Below are 12,280 nucleotides of genomic sequence, written 5' to 3' on the forward strand. Positions count from 1 at the left end.
TCTCTCTATCTAATTCTTTGCCATTATAGCATGAAAAAAGGTAAATTGCGTCCGTTACCTATCAAATCCAGTAAGAATAGTTGGCATTTAGATTCACATCTATTACACTGACTATACCAATGTATGAAGTGAGGCTAAAAAGCATGAAAAGACAACCACTCGCTTATCGTATGAGACCAAAAAAAATAGACGATATTATTGGGCAACATCACCTTATTGGGGAAGGAAAATTACTAAGGCGTATGGTAGATGCCGGTCAATTGTCTTCCATGATCCTCTATGGTCCCCCTGGTATCGGTAAAACGTCAATAGCTAGTAGCATCGCAGGCTCAACAGGAACACCATCGAAAATGCTTAATGCTGTCGTACACAACAAAAAAGATATGGAAATTGCGGTTGAAGAAGCAAAAATGCACGGGCAATTGATTCTTATTCTTGATGAAGTCCACCGCTTAGATAAGGGGAAACAAGATTTCTTGCTGCCTTACCTTGAAAATGGATTGCTTATATTAATTGGGGCAACAACAGCAAATCCGTTCCACTCTATTAACCCAGCCATCCGCAGTCGTTGTCAAATTTTCGAGCTTGAACCATTAACGGTTGATAACATTAAAGAGGCACTACGTCGTGCTCTTGTAGATGATCACAATGGTTATGGAAAAGAGAAAATCGATATTAATGATGAAGCTATTACTCATCTTGCTCAAGCTTGTGGAGGAGATGTTCGTTCAGCTTTGAATGGATTGGAGTTGGCCATATTATCAACGTTTCCTAATAACGAAGGGGTCAAAATCATTTCTCTTAAAACCGCTGAAGATTGTATTCAAAAGAAAAGCTTTCAGCATGATAAAGATGGAGATGCTCATTATGATGTTCTTTCTGCTTTTCAAAAATCGATTAGAGGCAGTGACGTTGATGGGGCTCTTCATTATTTAGCACGGTTAATAGAAGCAGGTGACTTAATTAGTATTAATCGCAGATTGCTTGTGATTGCTTATGAGGATATAGGGTTAGCTAACCCTCAGGCTGGTTCGCGTACGCTTTCAGCGATTGAAGCATCCGAGCGCCTCGGTTTTCCAGAGGCGAGAATTCCTTTGGCGAATGCTGTCATAGAGCTTTGTTTATCTCCAAAATCTAATGCAGCGTATAAAGCACTAGATGCTGCTCTTTCTGACATCCGAAAAGGGAAGATTGGGGATGTTCCCAAACACTTAAAAGATGCCCATTATCAAGGGGCCCAGCAATTAGGCCGGGGTATTGATTATAAATATCCTCATGATTACGAACATGGATGGGTCAAACAGCAGTATTTACCAAATAAGTTAAAAGGGACATCCTATTATGAACCAAAGAGAACGGGTAAATTTGAACAAGCTTTAGCGGAAATCTATGAACGTCTAAAAAATAAATAAGGAACACTTTCAAGAGCTGACTTACTAAAATCTAGTAAGTCAGCTCTTTCCTTATAGTAAGTACTTTACCATTTCAAGTAGCTTTGTAGATTCTAAAAAAACAACCATGACGCTCATATGTAGTGGGTATGTTAATCTATGTAACTAAGTCAATTGAAACGAAAGAATCTTATCTTTTTTCTATCACCCTTGTATAAATCACTTTTTATCTGGTTAGAATTGGTACCAATTAGATAAAAAACAATCTCAAGGAGTTGATATAATATGAAAGTTAGACAAGATGCTTGGTCACATGAAGATGATGTATTACTTGCCGAAACCGTTTTGAAACATATTACAGAAGGGAGCACTCAGTTACGTGCGTTTGACGAGGTTGGCGATGAGCTGAATCGGACATCTGCAGCGTGCGGATTCCGTTGGAATGCTGTTGTTCGTAATCGTTATATGAAACAAATTGCTGAAGCGAAGAAAGAGCGCAAAGAACGGAAAAGAGCAGCATCGTTTTCTTATTACCCACAAATGAGACCTATGATGTGGGCACAACAGCCAACTATGGAACGGGTAACCCAATCACTAGATAGTGAGATGTCACTAGAATCTGTTATTGATTATTTACAAAATATGATGCATACTTCTTCTCAATCGTCTGTTCTACAACGTGAGAATGAGAGGCTTGCGAAAGAAAACAAAGAGCTTGAAGCACGAAACAATGAACTAGAGAAAGAATTAAAGAAAATGAAACAGGATAATAGTATTATTGAAGAGGATTATCAATCTCTTATTCAAATTATGAACCGCGCTAGACGTATGGCCATACTTGAAGATGAAGAGTCTCTTTCAACTGCCTCATTCAAGATGGACAAAAATGGGAATTTAGAAAAATTAGCGAAATAAATCAAATTTCTTACGAACTACGTAAGACTAGAAAAAACAACTAAGCCTCTTCTCTGGCTTAGTTGTTTTTTCATTGTGTTTCTTTATTCAATTCTATTGATCATCAACAACAATATAGCACGCTCTAATAGGACCATGAACACCAACAACTAAATTCATTTCAATATCGGCACTATTACTAGGACCGGAGATAAAATTGACACATGAAGGAAAGCGTCCTTCTTGTTGTGCAAGTTCATGTAAATGTCTGGCAGCTTGCGTCATTCGAGGAACAACGGTACTTTTAGGGATAATTGCAATGTAACTCGTTGGTAAGAGACTAACAGATCTCCCTTTATTCGCATCACTTAACAAAACAACGGTACCTGATTCTGCTAATGTCATATCAGAGAATGTAATCCCAATATCTGCTTTCTCTGCTAGTTCAATATTTTTCTCTCCATCCTCTGGATTCCAAGTATGAATGCTTTTTCCTTTATCCTCCAAAGAGGAAAAGAGAGGATCTAGACCAAATTGAGAAAAGCGCTCATCTTTCCAACTAATAATCTTCTCTCCTTGAAAACGTTCGATTACTTCCGCTAGTTTTTCCGGAAGCTCTTTTGTTGTTACCTCTTCAAAACTCGTATGAATTCTCTCACATTGAGCTTTTAATCTTTGTACTAGCTCATCTTGAGTTTCACCTTTAAAGACATTATATTGGGGCTGTTTTTTCCATACGGGTCGAATTACTTTATCTTTTCTACGCTCTCTTCCTAAACTAGCTGATATTTTATTTAAGAAAGCTTCTTGATTATGAATCAGTCCATTCGCCATTACTTTTCCCCTCCCTTTTCCCTGTTCTTAAACCATTCCCTGAAGGATTCTTTACTCGGCTCAGGAAAATCGCGAATATCTGTCCAAGGTTTAACAGGTCCTGGTCCTTTTGAGATCTTTCCATCCTTGACAAGAGGACTCATCATCTGCGGCGCCATTTTTGAACCCATATTATAAATTTTAGGTGAACTAGCAGCCATAGCAAACCCTTTCATAGCTAACTTTTCACCGAACGAGGCTTTGCCTTGTTCTTCAACGATGTTACGACGATGCTTAACAAGAAGCTCATGAAGAGGAATCTTAACTGGACAAGCATCCGTACATGCAGCACATAAACTTGAAGCATACGGAAGCTCTTTATACTCGTCATACCCGCCTAATAGAGGTGATAATACCGCCCCAATTGGTCCAGGGTAGATTGAGCCATAAGAATGCCCACCAATATGACGATAAATCGGACAAACGTTAATACATGCCGCACAACGAATACATTGCAAAGCAGATTGAAACTCAGTTCCTAAAATATTGGACCGGCCATTATCCACAATCACAAGATGAAATTCCTCTGGACCATCGACATCTCCTTCTTCTTTAGGTCCTGTCAATCCGGTAATGTAACTTGTTAACTTTTGACCTACCGCACTTCGACACAACATGCTCACAAGGACTTCTAACTCTTCCCAAGTAGGAACAATCCGTTCCATCCCCATTACAGAAATTTGGGTTTTAGGTAAGCTAGTAGCAAGACGAGCATTTCCTTCATTGGTCACTAAAGAGATACTCCCTGATTCAGCAACAGCGAAATTACAACCAGTAATTCCTACATCGGCATTTACGAATTCTTGACGTAGCTGTTCTCGTGCAAAGAGCGCTAACTCCTCAGGCTTAGACGATTTTTGGTATCCTTTTTTCACATGGAAAGTATCGCGAATTTGCTCTTTATTTTTATGAAGAGCTGGAGCGACAATATGTGAAGGTGGATCATGATCATCTATTTGTAAGATGTATTCCCCTAGATCCGACTCAATCACTTCACATCCCATCGACTCAAGAGCCTCATTCATACTTATTTCTTCAGTTACCATTGATTTCGATTTTATAATTTTCTTCGCTTCTTTTTTTCGAATAACCTCTTTGATATATTCATTGGCCTCTTCAGCTGTTTCTGCAAAAAAGACATGGCCTCCTTTAGCCGAGACATTCGTTGCTAACTGTTCCAAATAATAATCAAGGTTTTCTAACGTGTGCTGACGAATTTCTTCAGAAAGCTCACGCCAGTCTTCCCAATCTCCTAATTCTTTTTCGGCATTTGATTTTGCATTTTTTAGTCGTTCTTGAGCTGAGACTACTGCATTTCTCATGAAATCGTTTTTTAATCCTTTATCAACGCGTCCAAAAAATTCAACATCTCCTATTTTCATTCCCATACCGTCTTCACCTCCTATTTCGCTGTTTGGTTTAATACTTGAGCTATATGCATGACTTTAATTGGCTTCCCTTGACGGTCAATTCTTCCTCCAATATTCATTAAACATCCACAATCTGCCCCTACTAACACTTCTGCCTCTGTACTTTCAATATGGCTAATCTTTTCATTCACCATTTGTTCTGAAATCGGTACCATTTTCACTGAGAAAGTCCCTCCAAATCCACAGCAGTTTTCTTTATTAGGTAAGCTTGTAAATTCGAGTCCTTCCACATTGTTTAATAGTTTCATTGGTGCATCTTTTACACCTAATAACCGCGTCATGTGACAAGATGTGTGATACGTAGCTTTTACAGGGCATTTCGCCCCCACATCTTCCACTTTTAATACATCAACTAAAAATTGACTGAATTCATATGTTTTCTCTGCCAATTGTTCCGCTCTCTGCTTCCATTCTTGGTCATCCTTGAACAAATGTGGGTACTCAAGAAACATGGACGCACAAGATCCAGACGGTGTCACAACATATTCAGACTGTTCAAAAGCACGAATCATGTTCTTGGCAACATCTTTCGTTTCACGGTGATACCCACTATTATAGGCTGGCTGTCCACAGCATATTTGAGCTGCTGGGAAATCAATTTCACACCCTAATCTTTCTAACACTTCAACAGTATCTTTGCCCACACCAGGATAAAAAACATCTGCTAAACATGTAATAAATAATGATACTTTCATTATTTCCCCCTCACTAGATGATCAGGTCATCTGATGACTATAGTAAAATTCATTCTTCTCTTTCATTTATAAGATTAGAGGGTGGTCAAAAGACCCCCTCCCATTTAGTCTCTACTACTATTATAATAAGCTAAACCGAGATGTAAAACATTAATTATGCCGCTCTGTTTGTTTCATCTAATTCTTTTCTTTTTTTGCTTCCTTTTGAAAAAGCGAAAACAATTCCAACTAAAACGATGGCCACCATTACAGTTCCTAAATTAAAACCAATTCCGTTTAAGAACACAAATCCTACACCACCAGCTAAAAATACATAGAAGGCTGTTGGAATGATTGTTTTTCGGATGATGATTCCTTCTTTTCCTAATAAGCCTGCAGCAGCTGATGCAGCCACAACATTATGAACACAAATCATATTTCCTGCTGCACCACCTACTGCTTGAAGTGCAACAACTGTTGATGCTGTAACTCCAATATTGTCTGCCACCCCAAACTGGAACAGAGAAAACATCATATTACTAATTGTATTACTTCCTGCTACAAAGGCTCCTAATGCACCAATTGCCGGCGCTACTGCTGGCCAATTATCCCCTAGTAAAGCGGATACACTTTCAGCTAAAACAATTGGCATGCTTTCAAAGCCGCTAGAATTGACACCAGAGTTTAGAAACACTTGTACCATTGGAACGGCAAACAACAAAGCAGGAGCTGCGCTGACCACTGTTCCGAAAGATTCCTTTACTGCCGTTTTATATTCTTCTGGTTTCATTTTATGCATAAAATACACGATAATCGATACAAAAACTAATATCGAACCAGGTAAATGTAATGGAGTACTCGAAAATGAAATGGTTGTACCAAATAACTCTGTAACGTTAATTTTTACTACTTTTAGCCAATCACCAAAAGGAAGCGCATTCACACGTGTTAAGACAAGAATGCCCCCTACAATAACATAAGGAAACCATGCCATTAGTGGTGAAATGCGACGAGGTGGTTTCGCGTTAGAAACTTTCAATCTACCAACCCAGTCTGGATCCCAATTTTCTTTTGAATCAAAATCCCACGTAGACTTTGGAATAAGAAATCCTTTTTTAGCTGCTGGCACAACAATCGCTAACCCAATTAACCCACCAAATAACGAAGGAAACTCTGGTCCAAGGATGTTCGCAACAAGTGCGTATGGAATCGTAAAAGCAAGCCCTGCAAAGATCGCAAATGGCCATACTGCTAATCCTTCTGTAATGGATTTATTTTTTCCAAAGAATGTCGTTAACATCGTTACCATAAATAAAGGAATAAACAAACCAACTATTCCATGGATAATCGCTACTTCTCCTCCAATGGAGCGTATGTAAGCCTCATAGGTCATCCCTAAGCTTGCAGCTGTTTCATGAACTAATGCTGACTCCCCTAGCCCTGATTCTACTCCAATTAAAATCGGTGTTCCGACTGCACCAAAAGATACAGGAGTAGATTGAATAATTAAGGCAACGACAACAGACGCCATCGCTGGAAAACCAATCGCAACAAGTAATGGAGCAACAATCGCTGCCGGTGTCCCCCAACCGGAAGCGCCTTCAATAAAAGATCCAAATAACCAACAAATGATTATAGCTTGAACCCTTCTATCAGGAGAAATCTCTGTAAACCCTTGACGAATCGTATGAATAGCACCGCTTTCTTTAAGAGCGTTTAATAATAAAATGGCCCCAAACACAATCAATAATACTTCAAGTGCTGTCGTAACCCCCCGCATACTAGCAGCTGCGACTTGATTGCCTGGTACCCCCCAAATAAACATAGACACAGCAACTGTAACAATAAATGCCACTGGCATGGCTCTTTTTGCTGGCCATTTTAAAATAACCAAAAATAAAAAAACAGATAAAATTGGTACAAGTGCTAATAAAGCTAATGTTCCTAAATTCATTTAAGATTCCCCCTCATTCATCCAATTCATCTCTCAGGTCATCTGATGACCTGTTGTAAGTGCTTTCATTATATGAAAAGTTCAAATAACATTCAAGATTTTTTTCAACATTGATATTCTTCACAAAAAACATTGGTTAATCATACAAATACTTCTTCGAAATTGTGTGATATATCATTGCTAAAAAAAGAAGCTTCACTAGGAAGCCTCTCTTTCTTATCGATTAATTTCAATATCTTTTAACAAATTTGTAATAACGTGGCCAGCCATAATTAAGCCCGCAACAGAAGGAACAAAAGCATTAGAAGAAGGTGGCATTTTTGCTTTTCGGATGCTTCCTTGTTCGGCTGCTTCAGAAACAATCTCTTGGCGAATTTCTTCTCTAATTTTTATTGGCTGTTCATCTGAATAAACGACTTCAATTCCTTTTTTAATTCCATCTTTTCTTAAACGTGTACGAACCACTTTGGCAATAGGGTCATGACTTGTTTTCGAAATATCAGCAATTCGCAAACGAGTTGGGTCCATTTTATTAGCTGCCCCCATACTTGAAATAATAGGGAGCTTTCGTTCTAAGCACTGTTTCATTAGGTGAATTTTATAACTAATCGTGTCACTAGCATCTATAACATAATCCAACCCATAACTGAAAAATTGCTCATATGTTTCTTCTGTATAAAACATTTTTAAAGCAATTACTTCACATTCAGGATTAATATCTTGGATACGTTCTTTCATTAATTCCACTTTTTGTCTACCTACAGTCGACAACAAAGCATGAATTTGTCTGTTCACATTTGTTATATCAACATCATCTTTATCAACGAGCACTAATCTACCCACTCCTGAACGGGCTAGTGCCTCTGCAGAAAATGACCCTACTCCTCCAATACCAAGTACGGCTACTGTACTATTTTTTAATTGATCTAGTCCATCATGACCAATGGCCAGTTCATTTCTAGAAAATTGATGCAACATGTTTCCTGCTCCTTCCAAACGTTCTGTCGGAATTGACTATACCATAGCCATAATTAAAAGTCTAAACTATGGAATATGAGAGGCACTGAAAAAGATACGGTATTCCCCTTTTCAATGCCCTCAATTCTATTTTTAGTATAGACCATTCTCCAAAATCCTTCGCACAAAAAGCAACTTCCCTCATGAGAAGTTGCTTTTTGACCTATGTACAGTAAGAATCCCACTAATGCCGTGCCCTTATTGATTTTGAACCTGTTCTAACAACAGGTGGGTGCTCTGTAATCACTCTTTTACTTCCTGATAATACAGGCTTGTAAGCCAGTTATTAACCCAAGCTCCCTTATCAATTCTGTTGGCTCAAAATAGTAAAAATCACGTACATTCTAGGAGTTCTTACTTATTTATCTATATCCTATCAAACCTCTACATTCCCGTCAATCATTTTTCTGATTATTCTATCATCTGTTTTATTTGGTAAAAACATGCTCCTATGATACAGTTATTTACTATACATATTCTTTAGAGAGGTGCACATATGAATCTATTGGCAACTCAAACATGCATTGAAATCCATCAAGAAATTGGCTGGACTGAAAAACGCACAATTGAGACATCATTTGAAATGAAATTATTTGACGATCAACTTATCGTAAAAGAAGATACTTACCCACTAACATCTATTTTCGATATTTCTTATCGAAAAAAACCAGAAAAAGGAGCCATGGGATTTCTATACTTACATACGAACCGAGGCGTTCGTACGTACTATATAAAGGAAGATGCCTACTCATTAGTTACAGCTTATAAAAAATTAAAATCAGAACGCCCCGAATTGCGCTGAATGCACCGTTTTTAAACGATTTCGGGTAGAAACATCACCAAAGATTGGATAAGTTACAAAAGGAGAAGCTTCCGTACCTTCCATAATCCAGCCTTCTCCTTCATGATGAGAAAACGTATCTACAATCGCAATCTCGTTTTGCTTTGCCCAATTTAGTGCTTCGTCTCTTTCAGAATGATCTAGGAAGATAAACATGTAAGTATACGTCTCTTCTACCTGCTTTTCTACAGAACCAAGCCCCCTCTTAGTATTGTAAGATCGTTCATGAAAGAGAAAATCTTCTACCATACTATTGGCGGTTGCTTCCTTTCCAGCTCCTGGGCCAATAAAAAGCAGTTTGTCAATCGAGCTCCCTTCAATGGCAATCCCATTTGTTACTCCCCTTACATTTGCTAATGGTTCGGTCTGTGTCAAAAAGGCAGGTGTTACTTGACCACTCACCTTCGACTCGGCTTTCCAAGCTTCCGCAATGAGTTTAATTTTAAAACCAAGGCGCTCTCCTACTTCCACATGCCAATCTTTTATCTCAGACACTCCTTTTCTTGGAAACTCATCAGCTACTGGCCATTTCCCAAAACATAATCGACTCAAAATCCGAATTTTATACCAAGCATCATATCCCTCCAGATCATCCGTAGGGTCAGCCTCAGCATATCCTAACTCCTGTGCTTCCAATAGAACATCAGCGAACCCACGATGCTTCTCAATCATCTCGGTTAACATATAATTTGTTGTTCCATTTAATATTCCTGAAATTCTAGAAATAGACGTAGTTGCAAGCGTTCCTTTCAAATTATTAATAATCGGTATGCCTCCAGCTACTGCCGCTTCATATCCATAATAAGTTGATTGTTTTTCCGCAATTTCCTCAAGCAATTGTCCTTTTTCAGCAATCAACTTCTTATTGGCACTAATAACTGGTACACCCTTGGATAACCATTCAGCTGTATATGTAAAGGCTGGCTCTACTCCTCCTATTGCTTCAAACACAATGTCGAACTGAGCTGCATTAGTAAATTCATCCCAATCAGTTGTAACAAAGGCATCTACATCTACTACTCTTTTTTTCTGCCTATCTTTTACCAAAATGGCTGCTACTTCAATATTCTTACCTAGTAACTGTTTTATTTCGTCTTTTGATTGAACCAATCGTTCATATACGCCACTGCCTACTGTTCCAAATCCTATTAAACCTAATTTTAATGACATCTTTGTCATCTCTCCTCTCCCAAATAAAAAAACCTCTCCTGATAAGGAAAGGTTTTTGTGCCTTCACTTATCTGTCAGAATAAATCATTATTCTGCTGAATGTAGCACCTTTTTTTGCATGGCTTGCAAAACGGTTGCCGGGCTTCGTTGGGTCAGTTCCCTCCACCACTCTGGATAAGTTTGAATTATCAAACGTTCATATTCTATTATCGTGATTATACGTTACGATCATTGTAGTGTCAATCTTTTATACGTTCACTTTTTCCGATTTCTTTCCAATAATGGATAAATTTAAATCGATTAATTGTTCCACGCTTACTTCTCCAGGTGCATTCGTCATTAGATCACTTGCACTAGCTGTTTTAGGGAAAGCAATCGTATCACGTAAATTCGTACGACCAGCTAATAACATAATTAAGCGGTCTAACCCTAATGCAATTCCTCCATGTGGTGGAGTTCCATATTCAAACGCTTCTAACAGGAAGCCAAATTGTTCACGTGCTTCTTCTTCAGAGAAACCAAGTGCCTTAAACATTTGCTCTTGAATATCACTTTGATAAATACGCTGTGATCCTCCACCAAGCTCATAGCCATTTAAGACCAGATCATATGCATTAGCACGCACACTAGCTGGATCTGTAGCAAGAAGAGCCATATCTTCTTTGACTGGGCTAGTGAACGGATGATGCAAGGCAACATAACGTTTCGCATCTTCATCGTATTCAACTAGTGGGAAATCCACGACCCACAGGAAATTAAACTGATTTTGATCAATTAGGTCAAATTGCTTTCCAAATCTTAAGCGAAGAGCACCAAGGCTATCAAACACAACCTGTTTCTTATCCGCACCGAAGAATAATAAGTCACCGACTTCAGCATCAAGAGCTTCTTTTAATGAAGTGGCAATGTCACCGTCGAAGAATTTAGCAATCGGTCCTTTAAGCCCTTCTTCTTCTACTTTTAACCAAGCTAAGCCTTTTGCACCGTATTGCTTAACAAAATCGGTTAGCGCGTCGATTTCTTTACGTGAAAGTTTATCGGCTCCTCCTTTTAAGTTTAATCCTTTTACAGTACCACCACTTGCAAGAGCACTTTGGAATACTTTAAACTCTGAGTCTTTCACCACATCAGACAATTCAATTAGCTCCATCCCAAAACGAAGGTCTGGCTTATCTGATCCAAAACGATTCATTGCTTCATCATAAGTTAAGCGAGGAAATGGCAACGAAACGTCTAGCCCTTTCACTTCTTTCATGACTTTCGCCATCATTTTTTCCGTCATAGCTAATAAGTCTTCTTTGTCCATAAATGATGTTTCAATATCGACTTGTGTAAATTCTGGCTGACGGTCTGCTCGCAAGTCCTCATCGCGGAAACAACGAACAATTTGATAATATCTTTCAAATCCAGACACCATTAATAATTGTTTAAATAACTGTGGTGACTGTGGCAAAGCGTAAAATTCTCCATGATGAACACGGCTTGGTACTAGATAATCACGTGCTCCTTCTGGTGTACTTTTTGTTAACATTGGAGTTTCGATCTCCATAAATGTTTCTTCATCTAAGAAGTCACGAATTAACTTTGTCGTACGGTGACGAAGCTTGAATGTTTCTTGCATATCTGGACGGCGAAGGTCCAAGTAACGATATTTTAAACGAACATCTTCAGATGCGTCTGTATCTGCTTCTATTTGAAATGGAAGTGATTTTGAAGCATTTAAGATGCTCAATTTATGAACATGAACTTCAATTGAACCAGTTGCCAGTTTATCATTTACTGTTTTCGGATCTCTCGCAACTACTTCCCCTTCTAGTTCAATCACATACTCATTTCTAACACGTTCTGCTACTGCTAGTGCTTCTTGATTTATGTCAGGATTAAATACAACTTGAACGATTCCAGAGCGATCACGTACATCTAAAAAGATGACTTGACCTAGATCACGGCGCCTTTGTACCCAGCCCTTTAATTGTACTTTTTCACCAACCTGTTGTTCACTAATCATTCCACAATGATGCGTTCTCCCTATCATC

The 12,280-nt window shown here is 38.6% G+C and carries 10 protein-coding genes, 1 other RNA gene and 1 riboswitch; of the genes, 3 read left to right on the plus strand and 8 right to left on the minus strand.

What is annotated here, in order from left to right; translation table 11 throughout:
• Positions 1–143: 143 nt before the first annotated feature.
• The gene (locus N0O92_RS14980; RefSeq protein WP_315615465.1) at positions 144–1,412 is read left to right on the plus strand and encodes a replication-associated recombination protein A; all 1,269 of its coding nucleotides are present in this window, start codon (positions 144–146) and stop codon (positions 1,410–1,412) included.
• A gap of 264 nt (positions 1,413–1,676) precedes the next feature.
• Positions 1,677–2,306 carry an RsfA family transcriptional regulator gene (locus N0O92_RS14985; RefSeq protein WP_315615466.1) on the plus strand — a complete coding sequence of 210 codons (630 nt, stop codon included), beginning with the start codon at positions 1,677–1,679 and terminating at the stop codon, positions 2,304–2,306.
• Positions 2,307–2,399: 93 nt separating this feature from the next.
• On the opposite strand, the gene N0O92_RS14990 is transcribed toward N0O92_RS14985, so the two are convergent.
• The 6 genes from N0O92_RS14990 to ssrS form a co-directional block, all read right to left on the minus strand.
• Positions 2,400–3,119, minus strand: coding sequence for a LutC/YkgG family protein (locus N0O92_RS14990; RefSeq protein ID WP_315615467.1), 720 nt, complete (start codon positions 3,117–3,119; stop codon positions 2,400–2,402).
• A complete protein-coding gene (locus tag N0O92_RS14995) occupies positions 3,119–4,546 on the minus strand; it encodes a LutB/LldF family L-lactate oxidation iron-sulfur protein (protein ID WP_315615468.1) in 1,428 nt (475 codons plus the stop codon). The genes N0O92_RS14990 and N0O92_RS14995 overlap by 1 nt, the downstream gene beginning before the upstream one ends.
• 14 nt (positions 4,547–4,560) lie before the next feature.
• Positions 4,561–5,283, minus strand: a complete 723-nt coding sequence (locus tag N0O92_RS15000; RefSeq protein WP_315615469.1) for a (Fe-S)-binding protein — start codon at positions 5,281–5,283, stop codon at positions 4,561–4,563.
• A gap of 154 nt (positions 5,284–5,437) precedes the next feature.
• A complete protein-coding gene (locus tag N0O92_RS15005; RefSeq protein ID WP_315615470.1) occupies positions 5,438–7,216 on the minus strand; it encodes an L-lactate permease in 1,779 nt (592 codons plus the stop codon).
• 216 nt (positions 7,217–7,432) lie between these two features.
• Complete coding sequence (locus N0O92_RS15010) at positions 7,433–8,194, minus strand: tRNA threonylcarbamoyladenosine dehydratase (protein ID WP_315615471.1); 762 nt, start codon at positions 8,192–8,194, stop codon at positions 7,433–7,435.
• A 213-nt stretch (positions 8,195–8,407) separates the two neighbouring features.
• Positions 8,408–8,587, minus strand: a non-coding RNA gene (gene ssrS, locus N0O92_RS15015) — 6S RNA.
• Positions 8,588–8,729: 142 nt separating this feature from the next.
• On the opposite strand from ssrS, the gene N0O92_RS15020 reads away from it, so the two are divergent.
• A complete protein-coding gene (locus N0O92_RS15020) occupies positions 8,730–9,035 on the plus strand; it encodes a hypothetical protein (RefSeq protein WP_315615472.1) in 306 nt (101 codons plus the stop codon).
• Here the strand turns inward: N0O92_RS15020 and N0O92_RS15025 are convergent.
• Together N0O92_RS15025 and aspS are read right to left on the minus strand one after the other, a co-directional pair.
• Positions 9,012–10,244, minus strand: a complete 1,233-nt coding sequence (locus N0O92_RS15025) for a homoserine dehydrogenase (RefSeq protein ID WP_315615473.1) — start codon at positions 10,242–10,244, stop codon at positions 9,012–9,014. The genes N0O92_RS15020 and N0O92_RS15025 overlap by 24 nt on opposite strands.
• 64 nt (positions 10,245–10,308) lie before the next feature.
• Positions 10,309–10,425: riboswitch (SAM riboswitch) on the minus strand.
• A 66-nt stretch (positions 10,426–10,491) separates the two neighbouring features.
• Positions 10,492–12,279 (minus strand): aspartate--tRNA ligase, encoded by a 1,788-nt coding sequence (aspS, locus tag N0O92_RS15030; RefSeq protein ID WP_315615474.1) that lies wholly within the window; start codon positions 12,277–12,279, stop codon positions 10,492–10,494.
• Position 12,280 lies beyond the last annotated feature (1 nt).

Source organism: Alkalihalobacillus sp. MEB130, assembly GCF_032335535.1.
Taxonomy (GTDB): Bacteria; Bacillota; Bacilli; order Bacillales; family Bacillaceae_D; genus Halalkalibacter.

Bases quoted from the DNA above. Each gene is read 5' to 3' on its own strand.
- N0O92_RS14980 (WP_315615465.1), top strand. From the start codon at position 144: ATGAAAAGACAACCACTCGCTTATCGTATGAGACCAAAAAAAATAGAC.
- N0O92_RS14985 (WP_315615466.1), top strand. From the start codon at position 1,677: ATGAAAGTTAGACAAGATGCTTGGTCACATGAAGATGATGTATTACTT.
- N0O92_RS14990 (WP_315615467.1), bottom strand. From the start codon at position 3,119: ATGGCGAATGGACTGATTCATAATCAAGAAGCTTTCTTAAATAAAATA.
- N0O92_RS14995 (WP_315615468.1), bottom strand. From the start codon at position 4,546: ATGGGAATGAAAATAGGAGATGTTGAATTTTTTGGACGCGTTGATAAA.
- N0O92_RS15000 (WP_315615469.1), bottom strand. From the start codon at position 5,283: ATGAAAGTATCATTATTTATTACATGTTTAGCAGATGTTTTTTATCCT.
- N0O92_RS15005 (WP_315615470.1), bottom strand. From the start codon at position 7,216: ATGAATTTAGGAACATTAGCTTTATTAGCACTTGTACCAATTTTATCT.
- N0O92_RS15010 (WP_315615471.1), bottom strand. From the start codon at position 8,194: ATGTTGCATCAATTTTCTAGAAATGAACTGGCCATTGGTCATGATGGA.
- N0O92_RS15020 (WP_315615472.1), top strand. From the start codon at position 8,730: ATGAATCTATTGGCAACTCAAACATGCATTGAAATCCATCAAGAAATT.
- N0O92_RS15025 (WP_315615473.1), bottom strand. From the start codon at position 10,244: ATGTCATTAAAATTAGGTTTAATAGGATTTGGAACAGTAGGCAGTGGC.
- aspS (WP_315615474.1), bottom strand. From the start codon at position 12,279: ATGATAGGGAGAACGCATCATTGTGGAATGATTAGTGAACAACAGGTT.